This window comes from Sphingobacterium anhuiense (assembly GCF_042686355.1).
Lineage (GTDB): Bacteria > Bacteroidota > Bacteroidia > Sphingobacteriales > Sphingobacteriaceae > Sphingobacterium > Sphingobacterium anhuiense.
Genome location: NZ_JBHUPE010000011.1, coordinates 40,752 through 61,687, shown reverse-complemented (window position 1 = coordinate 61,687; position 20,936 = coordinate 40,752). Strand labels below are relative to the sequence as shown.

At 36.2% G+C, this 20,936-nt stretch carries 17 protein-coding genes; all 17 read right to left on the bottom strand.

What is annotated here, in order from left to right; translation table 11 throughout:
• Window positions 1-60: 60 nt before the first annotated feature.
• Window positions 61-1,224, bottom strand: coding sequence for a 2-isopropylmalate synthase (locus ACFS6I_RS20285; protein WP_380923338.1), 1,164 nt, complete (start codon window positions 1,222-1,224; stop codon window positions 61-63).
• Window positions 1,225-1,259: 35 nt separating this feature from the next.
• A complete protein-coding gene (gene leuB, locus ACFS6I_RS20280; protein WP_380923336.1) occupies window positions 1,260-2,333 on the bottom strand; it encodes a 3-isopropylmalate dehydrogenase in 1,074 nt (357 codons plus the stop codon).
• Window positions 2,334-2,470: 137 nt separating this feature from the next.
• Complete coding sequence (locus ACFS6I_RS20275) at window positions 2,471-3,934, bottom strand: ATP-binding cassette domain-containing protein (RefSeq protein WP_380923334.1); 1,464 nt, start codon at window positions 3,932-3,934, stop codon at window positions 2,471-2,473.
• The gene (gene leuD / locus ACFS6I_RS20270) at window positions 3,934-4,518 is read right to left on the bottom strand and encodes a 3-isopropylmalate dehydratase small subunit (RefSeq protein ID WP_380923332.1); all 585 of its coding nucleotides are present in this window, start codon (window positions 4,516-4,518) and stop codon (window positions 3,934-3,936) included. Before leuD ends, ACFS6I_RS20275 begins: the two co-directional genes overlap by 1 nt.
• Window positions 4,519-4,896: 378 nt before the next feature.
• Window positions 4,897-5,718 carry a methyltransferase domain-containing protein gene (locus tag ACFS6I_RS20265; protein ID WP_380923330.1) on the bottom strand — a complete coding sequence of 274 codons (822 nt, stop codon included), beginning with the start codon at window positions 5,716-5,718 and terminating at the stop codon, window positions 4,897-4,899.
• A 41-nt stretch (window positions 5,719-5,759) separates the two neighbouring features.
• Window positions 5,760-7,157, bottom strand: coding sequence for a 3-isopropylmalate dehydratase large subunit (gene leuC, locus ACFS6I_RS20260; protein ID WP_021191841.1), 1,398 nt, complete (start codon window positions 7,155-7,157; stop codon window positions 5,760-5,762).
• 94 nt (window positions 7,158-7,251) lie between these two features.
• The gene (gene ilvC / locus ACFS6I_RS20255; protein WP_021191840.1) at window positions 7,252-8,733 is read right to left on the bottom strand and encodes a ketol-acid reductoisomerase; all 1,482 of its coding nucleotides are present in this window, start codon (window positions 8,731-8,733) and stop codon (window positions 7,252-7,254) included.
• 40 nt (window positions 8,734-8,773) lie between these two features.
• Complete coding sequence (locus tag ACFS6I_RS20250; RefSeq protein WP_380923327.1) at window positions 8,774-9,250, bottom strand: DinB family protein; 477 nt, start codon at window positions 9,248-9,250, stop codon at window positions 8,774-8,776.
• 85 nt (window positions 9,251-9,335) lie between these two features.
• Entirely contained in the window at window positions 9,336-9,926 is a 591-nt protein-coding gene (ilvN, locus tag ACFS6I_RS20245; RefSeq protein WP_021191838.1) for an acetolactate synthase small subunit, read from the bottom strand.
• A gap of 1 nt (window position 9,927) precedes the next feature.
• Window positions 9,928-11,673, bottom strand: coding sequence for a biosynthetic-type acetolactate synthase large subunit (gene ilvB / locus ACFS6I_RS20240; RefSeq protein ID WP_132841071.1), 1,746 nt, complete (start codon window positions 11,671-11,673; stop codon window positions 9,928-9,930).
• Window positions 11,674-11,732: 59 nt separating this feature from the next.
• A complete protein-coding gene (ilvD, locus tag ACFS6I_RS20235) occupies window positions 11,733-13,433 on the bottom strand; it encodes a dihydroxy-acid dehydratase (protein WP_380923324.1) in 1,701 nt (566 codons plus the stop codon).
• Window positions 13,417-14,307: a branched-chain-amino-acid transaminase gene (ilvE, locus tag ACFS6I_RS20230; RefSeq protein WP_380923322.1), complete on the bottom strand. Its 891-nt coding sequence runs from the start codon at window positions 14,305-14,307 to the stop codon at window positions 13,417-13,419. Before ilvE ends, ilvD begins: the two co-directional genes overlap by 17 nt.
• An 891-nt stretch (window positions 14,308-15,198) precedes the next feature.
• On the bottom strand, window positions 15,199-15,447 hold the full coding sequence (atpC, locus tag ACFS6I_RS20225) for an ATP synthase F1 subunit epsilon (RefSeq protein WP_132769200.1): 249 nt from the start codon (window positions 15,445-15,447) through the stop codon (window positions 15,199-15,201).
• 108 nt (window positions 15,448-15,555) lie between these two features.
• The gene (gene atpD / locus ACFS6I_RS20220; protein ID WP_132841076.1) at window positions 15,556-17,058 is read right to left on the bottom strand and encodes a F0F1 ATP synthase subunit beta; all 1,503 of its coding nucleotides are present in this window, start codon (window positions 17,056-17,058) and stop codon (window positions 15,556-15,558) included.
• Between the two features lie 471 nt (window positions 17,059-17,529).
• Window positions 17,530-18,162, bottom strand: a complete 633-nt coding sequence (locus tag ACFS6I_RS20215; protein WP_021191834.1) for a hypothetical protein — start codon at window positions 18,160-18,162, stop codon at window positions 17,530-17,532.
• Window positions 18,163-18,326: 164 nt separating this feature from the next.
• On the bottom strand, window positions 18,327-20,240 hold the full coding sequence (locus tag ACFS6I_RS20210) for a DUF294 nucleotidyltransferase-like domain-containing protein (RefSeq protein ID WP_380923319.1): 1,914 nt from the start codon (window positions 20,238-20,240) through the stop codon (window positions 18,327-18,329).
• Between the two features lie 10 nt (window positions 20,241-20,250).
• Window positions 20,251-20,877 carry a 3'-5' exonuclease gene (locus ACFS6I_RS20205; RefSeq protein WP_165902370.1) on the bottom strand — a complete coding sequence of 209 codons (627 nt, stop codon included), beginning with the start codon at window positions 20,875-20,877 and terminating at the stop codon, window positions 20,251-20,253.
• Window positions 20,878-20,936: the final 59 nt, after the last annotated feature.

Below are 20,936 nucleotides of genomic sequence, written 5' to 3'. Positions count from 1 at the left end.
GACTTTTTACTTGCGAATTTATTCTTTGTCAAAATGACGTTTTAATAAGTTTTTGTATTATTAAACGCTTTCTGCGAATAAACTTCTGAGATCATCGTCGCAAATATCTTTTTTGGCATCTGCTAGAATTAGGAAGCGTTCGTATGTTTCCGCTAATGCTTCTTTCCCTAAGTTGTAACCGAGACGTTCTAAGTGATGTTTTAAGGCATGACGGCCAGAACGTGCGGTTAAGATAATACCGGCTTCTTCTAATCCGACATCTTCGGGACGAATTATTTCATAAGTCTCACGGTGCTTTAAGAATCCATCTTGATGAATACCGGAGCTGTGAGCAAAGGCATTACGGCCAACAATTGCTTTATTGGGCTGAACTGGCATATTCATCATTTCACTTACTTTACGTGAAAGGTAAGTGAACATTTTACTGTCAATATTTGAAGTTAAATTACCGAAAGACTGATTATGGACTTTTAGGATCATCGCCACCTCTTCTAATGAAGTATTTCCTGCACGTTCGCCGATACCATTGATGGTACACTCTACCTGACGCGCACCATTTTGGATTGCAGCAATGGAATTGGCTGTTGCTAATCCTAAATCATTATGGCAATGTGCAGAAATAATCGCTTGATCAATGTTTTTAACATTTTCTTTTAAAAATTTTATTTTAGCTCCATATTGATCAGGTAAACAGTAACCGTTCGTATCTGGAATGTTGACAACAGTAGCACCTGCAGCAATAACTGCTTCTACCATTTGCGCAAGGTAAACTAAATCAGCACGACCAGCATCTTCTGCGTAAAATTCTACGTCCTCAACATGTGATTTTGCATATTTTACTGCCGCAACAGCGCGATCTAATATTTCTTCGCGTGTGGAATTGAATTTATACTTGATATGCATATCAGAAGCTCCGATACCCGTATGTATACGTGGTCTTTTTGCATATTTTAAGGCTTCTGCCGCAACTTTAATATCATTTTCATTGGCACGTGTCAAAGCGCAGATGATAACATCATTTACGGCCTTAGATAACTCAACAACCGATTGGAAATCTCCGGGACTAGAAACTGGGAAACCAGCCTCAATAACATCAACACCCAGTTTCTCTAAATCTTTTGCAATGTCGATTTTTTCAGGAGTAGTTAATTGACATCCTGGTACCTGTTCGCCATCGCGAAGAGTGGTATCGAAGATGTATAGATGATTTGGATCGTGTAACATAGCTTTATGTTTATAATTTAGAAACTCTGTTCAGTCTATTTAATAAATTCTAATACTTTAGCACCCATTTCTTGTGTGCCTAATATTTTGTCTGCTGGTGTATTTAGATTTGCAATATCACCTGTTCTCCAGCCAGCTTTTAATGTTGCTGCAACTGCTCCTGTTACTTCTTTAGCTTCATCTTGTAAACCAAAACTAATATCTAACATTAATGCAACAGATAAAATCGATGCCAATGGATTGGCTTTATTCTGTCCTGCAATATCGTGCGCTGAACCATGGATAGGTTCAAAAAATCCTGTACCGTCACCAATAGATGCAGAAGCAAGCATACCCATTGAGCCTGCAATCTGTGAAGCTTCGTCTGTTAAGATGTCACCAAATAAGTTGGCTGTTAGTACCACATCAAATTTCTTTGGATTTTTCACCAATTGCATCGCAGCATTGTCAATAAACATATGTTCAGTTTCGACATCTGGATATTCTGTTGCAATCTCTTGCACAACTTCTCTCCATAGACGGGATGTTTCCAATACATTTGCTTTATCTACCGAACATAATTTCTTAGAACGTGTACGAGCAGCTTCATAAGCTTTACGTGCTATACGTTCTACTTCGTAGCGGTTATAATTCATTAGATCTGAAGCGAAATTATTATCTTCAGAACGATTTTTCTCACCGAAGTATACGTCTCCTGTTAACTCGCGGAAGAAAAGGATATCTGTACCTTTTAATACTTCTGGTTTAAGACTAGATGCATCTAATAGTTCATCAAATAACAAGATGGGACGTAAGTTTGCATAAAGACCTAATTCTTTACGGATTTTTAATAATCCTTGTTCCGGACGTACTTTAGCAGATGGATCATTATCATATTTAGCATGTCCAATTGCTCCGAATAGGATTGCATCACTTGATTTTGCTTTCTCTAAGGTTTCATCTGGCAATGGGTTTCCTGTAGCTTCAATAGCAACGTGCCCCATGATCGCTTCATCAAAACTGAATTCATGACCATATTTTTGTCCGATTTTTTCTAGAACTTTTTTACCCCAAATAGTTACTTCTTGTCCTATTCCGTCACCAGGAATAACGAGTATATTTTTTTTCATCCGATTAATTATTTTTGAGTGTATGTTTTCAACTGGATAATCGACTCCATTTCACTCGTTTTTTTATGTTTTATGATGAAGCTATCATGCGCATAGCTACTGTATGTTGGGAGTAGCGTGGGCATGATAGTTTCATGTTATGCGTACTGTAAAATATCTTCAATGGTTTTAACCATTCCTTTTTCTAATATGATTTTCTTTTCAAGGCATGTCGGTAGCTGTGTCTCAAAATGGCCAACATAAATTAATGTTTTTCCATAGGTGCATAGTTCATCCACGACTGCATTGAAATGTTGTGTTTGTTCGAAATCAAGACCCTGACAGGGTTCGTCCAAAATTAATAATTCAGGATTTTTAATCACTGTTCTTGCTAGCAAAGCTAAACGTTGTTTGCCTAAGGGGAGTGTATTTAATAATTTATTTTTATCTTCTTTCAAATCAAAGAAATCCAATACTTGATCGAGAAATTGTTGGTTTTCAAAACTGAGATTACGGAATAGTCCGACGGAATCAAAAAAACCAGAAGCCACACTTTGCCAAACCTTCGCTGACTGATCAAAGTACCAATGCATTTCAGGAGAAATAATTCCTAAATGAGCTTTGATGTCCCATATACTTTCTCCAGATCCTCTTTGTCTACCAAAAAGAACTATATCATTAGCATAGGCCTGAGGGTGATCTCCATTGATTAAACTTAATAATGTAGACTTTCCAGATCCATTATGTCCCTGCAATAACCATTTTTCACCTGCTTTTACTTCCCAGCTAATTGTTTTTAGTACTTCTTTTTCACCATATCTTACATCCACATTGGACATTTTTACCATGGTTTGGGAAGTAATACGTGGAGATTTCTGTAAAAAATGTGGAAGAGGTTTTCTTGCGCGCTCTTTTTCTCGTGAAAATGCTGCTTGTGAAGAAACCTCATGCAACTGACCTTCCTGTATTTCTGCAAAATGATTGATACAGGTTGGCACTGTTTGATCATTACTGATTAATATCAAAGTCACTCCAGCGTGTGCTAAATCATCGAACGCTTGATTCAGTTCTTGGCGAGATTGACGATCCAGACCTGTATAGGGTTGGTCAATAATCAATACTTGTGGCTTTAGCCATAACGCTTTAATTAACTGCAGTTTTTTATGTTCACCACTGGATAATTCTATAAGCTGTGTGTTTTGAACATCTTCAAACCCAAAAGTTTGGAAGTATGGTTTTACCTCTTCAAATTGCAAATGTTTTTCTTTTGCAAAATGTAGAAATTCGGCCTGTACTGTTAACGTATCGTTGGTTTGATGTTTGTTGTAACGTTGCTGGTAATAGAAGTTTTTATCGCCTTCTAAATTGGTGAATTGATACCAATTGGAAACATATAAAACTTCTGCAGGAAGAGGGGAGTTACTGTTAAAGTTAATTTTTAAAAGTCCACTGTATGGAATATGGCCTGCAATTGCTTGTGCCAAAGTAGTCTTTCCCGTACCGCTTCTACCACCGATTAACCAGTGCTGACCTGGTTCAATTTGCCAATTCAAGTCCTGCAGTACCATATGATATTGGTGCTGGACAGTTAAATTGGCAATATGGACGACAGGTTCTATCATTATCTTGTTTGCTCGAAAGTTTCGATTGCACTTTGGTTGTTTAGGATGAAATCAATATCATCATATCCGTTAATAAGACATGATTTTTTGTAAGGATTAATTTCAAAAGATTGTTGTGCACCTGTTTCAGATAATGTAACGGTTTGATTTTCTAGATCAACGATAATTTCTGTGTTCGGGTTTTTAAATACGGTATCAAAAATAGTTTCTAAAAACTCGTCTGTTACCTGAATCGGCAATACGCCATTATTCAAGGCATTGCCTTTGAAGATATCTGCGAAGAAACTACTGATCACAACATCAAATCCATAATCCTGGATAGCCCAAGCAGCATGCTCACGACTGGAACCACAGCCAAAGTTTTTACCTGCTACAAGAACTTTTCCTGCATAAGTAGGGTTGTTCATTACAAAATCAGACTTGGGTTGATTGTCGCTATCATAACGCCAGTCGCGGAATAAATTGTCACCAAATCCATCCCGTGTAGTCGCTTTTAAAAAGCGTGCTGGGATAATCTGATCGGTATCTATATTTTCAATCGGTAAAGGAACTACCGTTGTTGTTATTGTTTCAAATTTTTTCATCTAAATAATTATTTACGAGTGTCTGTTCTTAACTGTATAAATGAACTCGTTTCACTCGGTTTGTTACTTAATGGTAACTATTTGTGAGCCACTCTCTGCTCATGATGGTTTCATCTAATTCATTATTTACGAGTGTTTGTTCTTAACTGTATCAATGAACTCGTTTCACTCGGTTTGTTATTTAATGGTGATGAAGCTATCATGAGAAGAGTATTTATCTCCTTTTTGAGCCACTTTCTGCTCATGATGGTTTCCTCCACTTCATTATTTACGAGTATCTGTCTTTAACTGTATCAATGAACAACTCGTTTCACTTTATATGTGAGCTGTTTCAAGCTCTTGATATTTTTCGTGTTATGTTGCTGTCAGTGCAATGTTTTATTTTAAAACTGCTCTAACTTCTCTAAGCTTCATAGTCATGCTGACGGCTAAATTATCAGCCCAATTGTTGTAATCTTTAATAGCATCTAAACGTTCTTGATCGCTCACATATCCTTCTTCTACCATTTGTTTTGAGTTGGCTACCTGCGACCATATTTTTAAATTGTCTAGGTGTAATGGGTTGTTGCGCTCATAATGTTCATCGGCGTTAAAGACTTCGATTTGACCAAAACCATGTTCTTCAAAAATCTCATCCAGATCGTATCCGATCCTATTGTTCATACCAGCATCATTTCGCCACATCAAAAACATGTGATAATAATGTTCCATACTTCTGGGTATTTTTGGAGTCCAATCGATGGCTTCATGATTATAATCTAATATCGATACTTGCCCATTGGGTTTTAATAACGTTTTCAATTTATCAATCGCTTTATCTAGTGTTGAAATCCATTGAAAAGTACGTGCTGAAACGATCAGGTCAAATTTTTCGATGCTGTCAAAATCTAGTAAATCACAATGAATCAATTCTAGATTCTGGATACTACCAAATAGATTTTTTCCTTCCGTAATAAAAGACTCTGTATTATCAATTCCAACAACAGCACCTGATGGGCCGACTATGGCTGCGATATCTTTTGTGATCGCACCTGTTCCACAACCGATATCCAAAACTCTTAATCCTGGTTTTAGAGCAGATTTCAATGTATGATAATCTTTTTCCAACGTTCTTTGATTAAAGATTGCGTTTGCACTTTGCTCTTCACGTTGAATCACTTTATTTTCGGTGACTGCGACTGTCTGACAAATTTGGCACATTTTTAAAAGTTATTTAAGAACAGCTACTATTAGCAATTAGATTATATCAACTCCCTAACATCGGTAATTTTACCTGTTACAGCTGCCGCTGCAGCAGTTAAAGGTGATACCAGCATCGTGCGGGCATCAGGTCCTTGACGTCCTTCAAAATTTCTATTTGATGTTGAAACACAGTATTTTCCTGCAGGAATTTTATCTTCATTCATGCCTAGACATGCTGAACAGCCTGGTTCACGTAATTGAAATCCTGCCGCTTCGAAAATTTTATCTAATCCTTCTTCAATTGCCTGTTTTTCAACTTGTTTTGAGCCGGGAACGATCCAAACTTCTACTTGTTCTGCTTTTTGTTTTCCTTGAACAAATGCAGCAACTTCACGTAAATCTTCGATACGGGAGTTTGTACAGCTTCCAATAAAGACATAATCTACTGGTTTTCCTAAAATTGGAGCATCATCAGCAAAGCCCATATAGTTGAGTGCTTTTTGATAAGATGGCTGTTCTGATTCAGGTTGTGACTGTGTGGCTGGAATACTTTCTGTAATGCCCATCCCCATTCCTGGATTAGTACCATAGGTGATCATCGGTGCGATATCTGCTGCATCAAATTCTAATACAGCATCAAATTGTGCGTCATCATCAGAATATAATGTTTTCCAATATGCTAATGCTTTATCCCATTCTTCTCCTTTAGGAGCGAATTCACGTCCTTTTACATAATCGAAAGTAGTTTGATCGGGAGCAATTAAGCCTCCACGAGCTCCCATTTCAATACTCATATTACAAATGGTCATTCTAGCTTCCATACTTAATGAACGGATTGCCGAACCAGCGTATTCAATAAAATAGCCTGTACCACCTGCTGCAGAGATTTTTGCAATGATGTATAAGATAATATCTTTTGCGCCTACTCCTTTTTGCAAATCACCATTTACTTCGATTTTCATCGTTTTTGGTTTTTGTTGCAGTAAGCATTGTGTTGCAAAAACTTGTTCCACTTGAGAAGTGCCTATTCCAAAAGCTATAGCACCAAATGCACCGTGTGTCGAGGTATGACTATCTCCACATACCATAGTTTTACCTGGTAATGTAATCCCTAATTCTGGCCCAATCACGTGTACAATACCTTGGTAGGGGTGACCTAAACCATATAGGTTAATACCGAATTCAGCACAGTTTTTAGTCAACATATCAACTTGGTAGCGTGATAATTCTTCTTTGATGGGAAGGTGCTGATTTAAAGTGGGGACATTATGATCTGCCGTGGCAACAGTTTGGTTGGGACGAAATACCGGTAAACCTCTTTTGCGCAGACCATCGAATGCTTGTGGGGAAGTTACCTCATGGATAAGGTGGGTGTCTATATAAATAATATCTGGAAATCCTTCTTCACGTTTGACGACATGCGCATCCCAAATTTTTTCTACTAATGTTTTTGACATTTTCTTCTCTAATGTTAATTTTTCAATTTAATTCGGTTGTTTTTTTGGAACTTCCTAAAAACAACCGAATTTTTGCAGTCTAAATTACGAAAATTTAAACAGTTTTTATAGCTTTCATTGCAGTCATTGCTTGACGTAATTTACGACCTACAATTTCTACTTCATGATTACGTAAAATATCATTAATTTCCACTAACTGAGCGTTATCTACTGATGCGTCTTTACCAGCATTATAGTTTTTACCTACTAAATCAGTTTGTACTGTTTTCATGAAATCAGCTAATAATGGTTTACAAGCTTGATCAAATAAATAACAGCCATATTCTGCTGTATCTGAAATGACACGGTTCATTTCAAATAATTTTTTACGAGCGATTGTATTCGCGATTAAAGGAGTTTCGTGCAATGATTCGTAGTAAGCTGATTCTGGTTTAATTCCTGCTTCAACCATAGTTTCGAAAGCTAATTCAACACCAGCTCTGATGAAAGCAACCATCAAAGTATAGTTGTCAAAGTACTCTTGCTCTGCAATTTTCACATCACCTGCAGGAGTTTTTTCAAATGCTGTCTCACCAGTTTCAGCTCTCCATTTTAATAGATTTGCATCACCGTTAGCCCAGTCTTCCATCATCGTTTTACTGAATTCGCCAGAGATAATGTCATCTTGGTGTTTTTGGAATAGCGGACGCATGATATCTTTCAATTCTTCTGATAATTCAAAAGCTTTGATTTTAGCAGGATTGCTTAAACGATCCATCATACCACTTACACCACCGTGCTTTAATGCTTCAGTAATAACTTCCACACCATATTGAACTAGTTTAGATGCATATCCGGCGTCAATTCCTTGTTCAACCATTTTATCGAACGATAAAATAGAACCTGTTTGCAATAAACCACATAGGATGGTTTGCTCGCCCATTAAATCAGATTTTACTTCAGCAACAAATGATGATTTCAATACACCAGCTCTGTGACCACCTGTACCTACACAATATGCTTTTGCTTCAGCCCATCCTTTTCCTTGTGGATCGTTTTCTGGGTGAACAGCAATTAAAGTAGGAACACCAAAACCACGTACATATTCAGCACGTACTTCAGATCCTGGACATTTAGGTGCTACCATGATAACAGTAATGTCTTTACGGATTTGCATGCCTTCTTCTACGATGTTGAAACCGTGTGAATAGGACAATGTAGCACCTTCTTTCATTAAAGGCATTACAGCATTGATTACAGCAGTATGTTGTTTATCTGGTGTTAAGTTAATTACTAGATCTGCAGTAGGAATTAATTCTTCATAAGTTCCTACTGTAAAATTGTTATCTGTAGCATTTTTCCAAGAATCTCTTTTTTGCTCAATAGCTTCTTTACGTAAAGTATATGATACGTCTAAACCACTATCTCTCAAATTTAGACCTTGGTTTAAACCTTGTGCACCACAGCCTACGATTACGATTTTTTTACCCTTTAAAGCATCTACACCGTCAGCGAATTGACTGTTGTCCATAAAATCTGCTTGACCTAATTGATGTAATTGATCTCTAAGTGGTAGTGTGTTGAAATAATTTGCCATTGTTGTTGTTAATTTCTTTATTGATGGTTTGTTGATTATTTTATTTACTGTTTCTAATTGCTTTGCGTTGTGCTAAGGCATATCCCCAATGCAAATTGTCGTGAGACAGGGTTGCGATTAGTACTTCTTCGATTGTTTTCATCTCAGCACCATAGGTTGCTGTAGCGTAAGGAGTGATAGTCGTAAAAATACCTTTCTCATAGTCGCTTTGAATCTGACCGATGGTTGTTAGCGCTAATGCTTTCAATTCATCTACTTCTTCCTGTGTCACGTTACGTGTCGGTTTAGTATCTTTTTTATAGTCTTCATTGTACTTTACTGATGACGTATCTGCTAAGATACCGGTGCGAACATAACTCAACGTTTGTGTTGAAACGACGATATGCGCAAAATTCCAGAATATATTGTTATTGAATCCTTCCGGTATAAGATTTAATTCGTCTAATGTCAAATCATCTAGTAATCTTATAAATCCTTTACGGCTACTGATAATAAATTCAAATATGTGTTGTGTCATTTTTTACTTTTTTAATCGAAATTTTTAATTAGGCAATGATTTTATAGGACATTGCCTAATTTTTGAAAGTTAAGAAATGTTGCCATTACATGGTGAAAACATCATCTCCTTTTTCGAGATATTCGTTTTCAACGACATCTTCAGAAGGTTCTCTGCGTTCAAATTCTTTTAATTTAGCATGAAATCCAGCACTTTCTTTAATGATAGCGATACGTGCACCACGTACAAATTCGATTAAATTATACTTGGTCAACTCTTCTGTTAACTTATCAATTTCCTCACGATGACCAGCGGTTTCGAAGACGGTGTAGTCTTTGCGGATAACAACTGCAGATGCGCCATATTGACGTAACAGTCTTTCTACGTACACCTTTTCTGTAATGACTTCTGTTGGAACTTTGTATAAAGCCTGTTCTTGCCAGATTACTTCATCGTTAGTATTGTAGTATGCTTTGAGTACCTCTACCTGTTTTTCGATTTGACGGCATAATTTGCGTACTACTTCTTCTATTTCAGTAATTAAAATCGTAAAGCGATGAATCCCTTCTACTTCGGAAGGAGAAGTGTTTAAACTTTCGATATTAATTTTTCTTCTTGAGAATATGGTTGATATTCTACCGATCATGCCGATAGAATTTTCTGTATAAATCGTGATTGTATATTCTTGTTTTTCCATTTTACTTCAATCTAATTTCTGAAACACTAGTTCCCTGTGCAACCATTGGGAACACATTGTTTTCTTTTCCAACCATTACTTCTAAAAGGTAGGCGCTATCGTGCTCCAACATGGTTTTTAAAGCTGTTTTCAACTGATCTCTTTCTGAAACTTTTTGTCCCTCTATATAGTATGATTTTGCTAAAGCAACAAAATCTGGACTAGTAATATTCACGAAAGAATAGCGTTTTTCATTGAAAAGCTGTTGCCATTGGCGAACCATTCCTAAGAATTGATTGTTTAGAATCAGGATTTTTACTTTAGCACCAAATTGCATGATAGTACCCAATTCTTGGAGTGTCATCTGGAATCCCCCATCGCCAATAATAGCAATAACATCGCGATGTGGTGCGCCATACCAGGCACCTATTGCTGCAGGCAGACCAAATCCCATGGTTCCTAATCCTCCTGAAGTAACATTAGATTTTGATTGATTGAATTTTGCATAACGACATGCTACCATTTGATGTTGTCCAACATCGGTCGTGATAATCGCATTTCCCTCAGTTAGTTCATTTAAAAGATTGATCACTTCGCCCATTGTTAGAACATCACCTGTTGGATGAAGCTCATTTTGGATGACCTCTTTAATTTCTTCTTTTTCTAAGGTTCTGAACTGTTCTAACCAATCGGTATGTTCTTTTTTGTCGATCAATTCAGTGAGTTGCGGTAAAGTTTCTTTACAATCTCCCCAAACAGGAACTGTTGTTTGAACATTTTTGTCAATTTCGGCAGGGTCAATATCCAAATGAACTACTTTTGCCTGTTTTGCATATTTGTCAAGACGTCCTGTTACACGGTCATCAAAACGCATACCGATAGCGATTAAAACATCACATTCGTTAGTCATCACATTAGGTGCATAGTTACCATGCATTCCAAGCATACCAACATGTTGTGGATGATCTGTTTCGAGTGCACTAAGGCCCATTACTGTGGCTGCAGCAGGTATGCCTGATTTTTCTAAGAAATCTTTAAACTCTTGCTCAGCTTTACCTAAAATAATACCTTGACCAAATAAGATAAATGGTTTTTGTGCACTATTGATTAGAGCAGCAGCTTCCTGTACATACTCTTTTCTTACAATAGGAGATGGACGGTACGAGCGGATGTGCGTACATTTTTCATAACCTTGATAATCGAATAATTCCATTTGTGCATTTTTCGTAATATCGATCAATACGGGGCCAGGTCGACCTGTACTAGCGATATGAAATGCTTTTGCTAATGCCATCGGAATTTCGGATGCTTCTGTTACTTGGTAACTCCATTTTGTGACAGGAGCGGTAATATTAATAACGTCTGTTTCTTGAAAGGCGTCTGTACCCAATAAACTTGCGAATACCTGTCCAGTGACGCAGACGATAGGGTTGCTATCGATCATAGCATCGGCTAAACCAGTAACTAAATTTGTTGCTCCAGGACCAGAAGTTGCAAATACAACACCAGGGCGGCCAGAGGTTCTTGCATACCCTTGTGCAGCATGGATACCACCTTGCTCATGACGGACCAAAATATGAGTTAATTTTTCATTATAATCATATAATGCATCATAGATCGGCATGATCGCTCCTCCAGGATATCCAAATACGGTATCAACACCTTCACATAGTAAGGCTTCTAATACCGCCTGCGAACCTGTTAATTGACTAACGGGTTGAGGTTGCTTTGTACATTCCTTGCTTTCAGTTTTTTCCAGCGTACTCATTATTTTCAATTTATTCGATTTGTAATTCTTTTGTTTGTGTTGATTATTCGGTCTTGCTTTTATAGGTCTGTTACACAGCCTTCTGAAGCGTCAGCAACAGTTTTGGCATATTTATAAAGTACTCCCTTTGTTACTTTCAATGCTGGTTGTTTCCATTTTGCGCGTCGAGTAGCAATTGTTGCTTCATCGACTTTTAAGTTTAGTGTATTGTTGACCGAGTCGATTTCAATGATATCTTCATCCTCTACTAATCCGATCAAACCTCCTTTATACGCTTCAGGGGTAATGTGTCCCACGACAAAACCATGCGTACCTCCAGAGAATCTTCCGTCTGTGATTAATGCGACGGACTTACCTAATCCTGCACCAATAATAGCTGAAGTAGGTTTGAGCATTTCTGGCATTCCTGGTGCCCCAACAGGTCCTTCATTTTTAATAACCACTACATCTCCTTTTTTGACACGACCTGAAGAAATTCCTGCGATTAAATCTTGCTCTCCATCAAATACACGTGCGGGCCCGACAAATTTCTCTCCTTCTTTTCCTGAAATTTTTGCGACAGAACCTTTCTCGGCTAAGTTTCCATATAGAATCTGTAAATGGCCATTTGCTTTAATAGGATCGGCTAGTTTATGAATGATCTTTTGATCATAATCTATTACGGATTTCACATCTGCTAAATTCTCAGCTAATGTTTTTCCTGTTACAGTCAAACAGTCACCATGTAGTAATCCCTCGTTTAATAAATATTTTAAAACTGCAGGGATTCCACCGTACTGATGTAAATCTTGCATTAAGTATTTACCTGATGGTTTAAAATCAGCTAAAACCGGTGTTTCATCCGACATACGTTGGAAATCATCCTGTGTGATATCTACTCCAACGGATTTACCAATTGCAATAAAGTGCAAAACTGCATTTGTACTTCCTCCTAATATGATGATCGCACGGATCGCATTTTCAAATGCTTTGCGTGTCATGATATCTGAAGGTTTAATATCTTTTTCCAATAAGATACGGATATATTTACCTGCTTCTAAACATTCATCTTTTTTATCTTGCGATACGGCAGGATTGGATGATGAATAAGGTAAACTCATTCCTAAAGCTTCGATGGCAGCAGCCATTGTATTGGCTGTGTACATACCTCCGCAGGCACCTGCTCCGGGACATGTATTACGGATTACACCATCATAATCTTCATCGGAAATATTACCACATATTTTTTGCCCTAAAGCCTCAAATGCGGAAACAATATTTAGATCTTCTCCTTTATAATGACCTGGTGCAATTGTTCCACCGTAAACCATTATTGCTGGGCGATCTAAACGGCCCATTGCGATTACAGCACCAGGCATATTTTTATCACATCCAGGTATCGCAATCAATCCATCATAATATTGCCCACCACAGATTGTCTCAATGCTATCTGCTATGACATCTCTACTGACTAATGAATAACGCATACCTTCAGTACCATTACTCATACCATCACTGACCCCAATTGTTCCGAAGGTTAAACCAACTAAATCACTTGCCCATACGCCCTTTTTAACAACTTGCGCAAGATCATTTAAATGCATGTTACAGGTATTTCCATCATAACCCATACTCGCAATACCTACTTGAGCTTTTTCCATGTCCGCATCTGTAAGACCAATACCATATAGCATTGCTTTTGCTGCGGGTTGTGTTTCGTCTTGTGTGAATGTACGGCTGTATTTATTCAAGATTTGTTCTTTATCAGATGATGACTTCATAGTTCTCGTTCTCTAATACTAAATTTTTATATCGTCTTTGTATAGAAGCACCTATTGTATGCTCCCAATCTTCTTTATAAATAATGTGATCGACTTGTTTTATTCCTATTATTTCTGCTGCCGTTCCTGATAGAAAAGCTGAATCTGCTTCGTGGATATCTTGGACTGTCAACCTTTTCTCAATTAATTCAATTCCTAATTTTTTACAGATCAGAATGACGTTTTTTCGGGTTATGCCAGGAAAAATATTCTGGATAGGCGGTGTATACAGTTTGAAATCTTTTTCAATAAATAAGTTTTCACTTGATGCTTGTGCTACATAACCATCCTGATCTAACAACAGTGCTTCGTCATATCCATTTTTTATTGCTTTACTGCTTGCTAAAATGGAGTTGATGTATTGGCCTGATATTTTTGAGGAAATCGGAAATGCTTTTGAACTTGGTCGCTGAATATCCGATATTTCAACCTTTAATAGATTTTGTCCTAAATAAGGTCCCCATTCCCATGCAGCCATCATGATCCGAGCTTCAGTTGATGAAGTGAGGTGCATGTTGGATCCAGAGAATACCAATGGACGAATGTAGGCTGAACGTAGATTGTTGATGGATAATAATTCATAAGCACGGTCAATCAACTCCCTATTATCCCACGTATATGGTATATTGATTGCCTCACATGACTTCTCTAGACGCTCAAAGTGTTCCAGTGCTTTAAAAATACGAGGTCCATTGTGGGTGTTATATGCCCTAAGACCCTCAAACGCACCATATCCATAATGCAAAGCTTGAGTATACAGGTCAAGACCTGTAGCAAACGCTTTGACGTACGATCCGTCTAAGTAAATTAATGTGTTCTCGTCGTAATATTTCATAACTTTGTTATCTACCCTCCCTATTAGTAATAATTAGAAAATGACCTGTTTTTGTTTCCCTTGGGTAAATGTAATTTAAGCGTAAACTTTACTGCTGAAATTATTTCTTTAAGTTACTCCGAATAAAAATAATTGGCAATAGCCTTATCTAACTTTTTTGATTAAGTATATAATTTTGATTATTTGTTTTTTGCAAAATTAAATTTTTATATTTTCAATATTATTGATATTTTAGAATGCAGTAAGTAGACCGTATTTAAAATCGGTCTACTTGGCTCAAAAACTTTTTTTTTCATTTTGACCTCAAATTCTTCTTAAAAATTGATAATTCCTTATTCTTTTTATTTTTTTGAGTATTATTTCTTTGCAGTGATCCTCCGTTTTTTTTGATTCATGAGACTATTGTTAATGAACAATATGTGGGAAAAATTTTAAATGGGATGATGGGGGAGAGGTTGTAAAAACTGGGGAAATGGGAACCGATAAGTTACCTAGTTTTTAAACAAATTGTTGCTAGCTTTTAGATTGCTTGGTGCTAGATTGATGTGTCTTGTGGATCTGTGTAGGGAAATGTCAAGAATGGGGCAGCACGTTCTTATTATGATGGAATTTAAGAGTCTTCTAAAGTGTTTGTATGAGATGATTTTCTTGTCTTAGTATAAGGAGAAAAACTAATCTTGATGCATATGCACTATTTTGTCAACTTATCCACATTGTGGACAAATGATGTTTATTTTAGGTTGGAGGATATGTGACTATTCTATTGATATGTTAAGAGGGAAATCATTTTCAGGTTTTATATTATTTTTTCAACAATTTGTTTAGAATGTGTTGAAAAAATAAAAGCCTCTTATTTTTTAATAAGAGGCTTTTGAGATCATCGTATGATGATTATGCTTCAATAATTCCTTCGGCCAAAATGGTAACGACATTATTCTTAGCTTCTACAACACCACCTTTGATGTTTAAGATCTGCTCGTCTTTACCTTGCTGAACAATTACTTTTCCGTCTTCCAAAGTCGAAATGATAGCCGCGTGATCTTTCAATATTTGAAAAGATCCTGAAGTTCCTGGAACAGTTACCGCAGTTGCATCACCTTCAAATACTATTTTGTCTGGAGTGATTATAGATAATTTCATTATTTTTAGATATAAGATTTGAGATTTGAAATTTGAGAACTTGAGGTCTTCAAATAGATATGAGATAATAGCGTTTCCATTACCTCATATCTAATGTCTAATATCTAATTAAACTGCTTCAGCTAATAATTTTTTACCTTTTTCGATTGCTTCTTCGATGCTACCTACTAAGTTGAAAGCTGCTTCAGGATATTCATCAACTGCACCATCAAGAATCATGTTGAATCCTTTGATTGTATCTTTGATGTCTACTAATACACCTTTTAAACCTGTAAATTGCTCCGCAACGTGGAAAGGTTGAGATAAGAAACGTTGAACACGACGTGCGCGCTGTACTGTTAATTTATCTTCTTCAGATAACTCATCCATACCTAAGATAGCGATGATATCTTGTAATTCTTTATAACGTTGTAAGATTTCTTTAACACGCTGTGCTGTATCGTAATGCTCGTTACCTAAAACTGCAGGGCTTAAGATACGAGATGTCGAATCTAATGGATCTACCGCAGGGTAAATACCTAACTCAGCAATTTTACGAGACAATACTGTTGTTGCATCTAAGTGAGCGAATGTTGTCGCTGGTGCAGGGTCAGTTAAATCATCGGCAGGTACATATACCGCTTGAACTGATGTAATTGATCCATTTTTAGTAGATGTAATACGCTCTTGCATTAAACCCATCTCTGTTGCCAAAGTTGGTTGGTAACCTACTGCAGAAGGCATACGGCCTAATAAAGCAGATACTTCAGAACCAGCTTGTGTAAAACGGAAGATATTATCAATAAAGAATAATACGTCTTTACCTTTACCATCTTCTTCACCATCACGGAAATATTCTGCGATTGTTAAACCTGATAAAGCAACACGTGCACGCGCACCTGGAGGCTCATTCATTTGACCGAATACGAAAGTACATTTTGATTCTTTCATTAATTCAGTATCGATAGCATCTAAAGGCCATTGACCTTTTTCCATCTCTTCCATGAAATGCTCACCGTATTTGATAATGCCTGATTCCAACATCTCACGTAGTAAGTCATTACCTTCACGTGTACGTTCTCCAACACCAGCAAATACAGATAAACCACCGTGTCCTTTTGCGATATTATTGATTAATTCTTGGATTAATACAGTTTTACCTACACCGGCACCACCAAATAATCCAATTTTACCACCTTTAGAATAAGGCTCTAATAAATCGATTACTTTAATACCTGTAAAAAGTACTTCAGTTTCAGTCGATAAATCTTCAAATTTAGGTGGAACATTATGGATCGAACGACCATTTGTTTTATCTAAATTTTTGATCCCGTCAATGGCATCACCCACAACGTTGAATACACGACCTTTAATTTCTTCACCAATAGGCATTTTGATTGGAGCACCTGTGTCGACAACTTTCATTCCACGAACCAAACCTTCGGTTGCATCCATAGAAATTGTACGAACACGTTCCTCACCTAAGTGTTGTTGAACCTCTAAAACGACACGCTGACCATTTTCTCTTTCGATAATCAAGGCATCGTAAATTCTAGGTAGATTTTCATTGTCGGCGAAGTTGACGTCAACCACTGGGCCGATAATCTGCGCTATTTTACCAATATTGGGCATATTATAGGGACTAAATATTTATTAATCAATTTTATAAAGGCAATAAAAACCGCCTCTTTTTGGTCAGCAAAAATAAGCTTATTGTCGCTGAAAAACAAATAGAAATTTCAATTAAATTCTTTTTTATTTAAATATGTCAATTTGTTATTCATTCTAATTGACTGGGTTCGCTGAAAAATTCATCTTTGGCTCCATAATACGTGCCTATGCGTCTTAATGGCATTTTTTCTGGATCTTTTATTTTTAGCCATACAGCCTGAGGAGATCAAGAAATCTTTATTTTTGACAATTCATGATAGCTGATATGATCATAATTATTGTTAATCAGGTGATTTTAATTTTCGAAAGTTGATGATTGGGAGAAAAAACCTCCTTGTATTTTTTATTTCTATAATCGTTTTGATCTATCATCCAATAAAATAGGGGCAATTCACATGATGTGAATTGCCCCTATTTATCTATCTTAGAATCTTATGATTTCTTATTTAACTCGTCCTGAAGTTGACGTTTTAGAGCTTGTTCTTTTTCAAGTGCTTTTTTACGGAATAATGCAAGCTCTTCTTGTGCTTGATCTGCTGTTTTTTGATATTCATCAGTATTCACCTTAGCCTTGCGGTAAGAAAATAAAAATGTAACGGTACTGATTAAAAGTACAGCAATAATTATCCACACGATACTGCTATAAGCTGACTTTGTCGTATTGATACCTAAAAATGAAAAACTATCTACTTTTTCTTGCTCTTGTGCTAATTGATCTTTTAAAATTTGAACACTATCTTGTAAACCTTTTGTTGTTGATCCATAATTAGAACTAGCAGACTTTAAGGTGTTAATTTCTTTCTGAAGTTTACTTACAGTATCTACTACATTTTTTTTGATAATTTCAAGATTTGTTTTGCGCACCATCTTGAAATCATAATTATTTTTTGATATGTAGTTCAAATGGTCAAATTGATTTGCAAGACTACCTTTACTCAAACCTTCTGGGCCAAACTTATTAGCACTCGCTGTTGTTGGTTGAGCTACTGGAGCTTGAGCCGATGCGAATTGCTGTTGCGCACATAGAAGAGATACAGTGATAATTAATGATTTTAAAATATGCATATATAAATTGATGTTACAGATTTTTACAAAAGTAATGATTGCTTCTAATATATACTAAAAAGTTAAGATTTGAGGCTTTAAATTTTAAATTTATTATAAATTGAATATTCATGTGGTCTGTTTATAATAAATTAAAGAGATCTTTTAGTCTAATGCGATCGGAATTATCCTAAAAGGTTGTTTGTGAATTTAAATTTTATACCTAATTGAAAATTACTAATAGTTTTAAAAATTTCTTTTAATGTTGCTTTTTCTATTTTGGTAAGGCTATCTATAGGAATGTAATTATCAGGTTCTGATTTTGTTGTTATAATTTCATTTGCCTGGTTTTTTAATCGAAGAGCCATTAAGTAATAATACGATTGACTAAGTTCTTCGTATTGGGATTGTGTGAAAACTCCTATTTCTACTAACTTCTTAAGTCTAACTCCGGTATTTTCTTCATAGATTCGGTTTTTTAACGCATATACCCGTACGAGATCTACAATCGGATTCATTGCTTTTTTGATATTTAGAAATTCTGAAGTGCCAATAGTCTGTGTTTTGATGGCATTGAAGAAGGTTAGCGGTGGTTCATATTGCAAAGCATTTTTCGCTATAAAAGAAAAAAAACGTTCGTTGGGTTTTTGTAATTCGTGGTTGAGAAAAGATTTAAGTTCATCAATGATTCCCTGGTCACCATACAGTCTTCTACAATCAAAGAAGGTGGAAAATTTAATAGCATTTTCTGGTATGGTATCTTCGATCCAACTTTTGTAATTATTTTTCCAGTGTGATAATGAATGTGTCCATGCGGGATTACTGGCCATATATCCTCCTGTACAGTAGACAAATCCAATTTTATTTAAGTCATCTGAAACTTGGTTGGCGAATTTTAGGAAGTAGTCTCTCACATACTCACGTTGCTCATTGGCTTTATCTTCATAAATAATGGCGTTGTCCTGATCGGTTTTTAAGGTCTGCTCTTTTCTGCCCTCACTTCCTGTTACCATAAATACGAACTTAGCTGGGGGAGGTCCCATATTGTGAATCGTTTTCTCAATCACTTTTATGGCAATGGTATCAGCAATCATTGTAATAACCTGGTTTGCAACAGCGGCATTGACACCTCGGCCGAGTAATTGGTTGATGATTTTCGGTACATTATCCCACTTATCCTTAAGTTCGGTTAATGACTCCGCGAGCTTTACAGATTGTATAAAAACTAAAGGTGATTGTCCTTGCTCACTTAATAGACGGTTGCGGCTCAAGAAGCCAACGTATTCTCCATCTTTTTCTACTAGTAAATACTTTGTTTTTGTTCTAAACATCATCAATACCGCTTCGTACAAGATTGCCTGATTAGAAATACTAACGATGGGATTATCCATAACGGTTCCTATGGCTTGGTCAACTTGGATTTGTTTTGCAATAACGTTATCTCTAAGTGTTATATCTGTTGCATATCCGACAATTTCATCTCTGTCAGTAATAAAAATGCAACTCACTTTATTGGATGACATTATTTTTGCAGCTTCATAAATGGGCGTATTGTAATCTGTTGAGACGATATCTTTATAAATGATATTATCAATCTTACGGGAGTAGAGTTGATCTGCTGCGTAATAACTTTCTTCAAATGATGCAGGGGATTTTACAAAATGTGAAAATTCTTCTTCCAGCATTTTACGGCCAAAAGCATTTGTGAAGAAATGAAAGAACTCCTCATTGGCGTTGCAAAGTTCAAAAAAATCTTTACGAGGCAATCGATATATGATTGTCCCCTTTTTTACCATTACTGATTTTAATGCTTTTTTCCGATTTAAAAGCACTGAAATTCCGCCAAAACAATAAGGATTTTCGTGGATTTCGATTGATCGTTTATTCTCCATATTATCGAGAAAGAATGTTTCGTACTGTCCCTTGTAAATGAGATCTACTCCATCTATATCTGTTATTCCTTGTCGGTAAATAAGTTCTTCCTTTGAAAATGTGCATTTTGTCATCAGATCCACTAAACTTTTTTGTACAGATTCTTGCAGTACGTGGAATGGGGCTGTAGTTTTTAATAGGGATAAAATAATTTCAGAATTATGCATAGGTTCAAAATTAGATTTGAAATAAATTAAAGAAACGGGCCTGTTGATTTTCAATATCTTCGGACGTCAGTTCATTTCTGTTAGCCATCTCAAAATAACATTTTGCAGTTATTTCGGCGTCCGTTACTGCATTATGTAAAGACTGAGGTATGGTCGAGAATAACATCTCATGGAGCAGTGAAAGATTCAGGTGAACTCTATGGGGATTTCTGACATACTTTTTACTATGCCATAGTGTGCAGAAATAAATTAAATGGTTAAATGGCATGTTGAGTTTAGTTCTGACAAATTCAGCAGCAAGGACTTGTAAATCGAATGATAAAAAGTGTCCAACAATTAAGGGATTGTATTTTTTTAAATCATAAGCTAATTTACGTAACACATCTTTTTTGTTGACACCATTTTCTCTTAAAAACTGTGGTGTTATACCATGAATTTTCTCAGATTCTCGGCTGATAAAAATAAAGGGTTCATAAATATATTTGTTTGTGCGTGTAATTTCATTAAAATCTGAATCATAGATTATCCATGCAACTTGAAGTACACGGGGCCAATTTTGTGTATTGTTATATTTTTTATCCCATTTTTCGGGTAACCCTGAGGTTTCTGTATCAAGAAATAATATGTATTTTTTCAAAAAGTATTTTGCTATTTATTATTAAAAATAAGTAAATTATCGATGATATGGATAGTTAA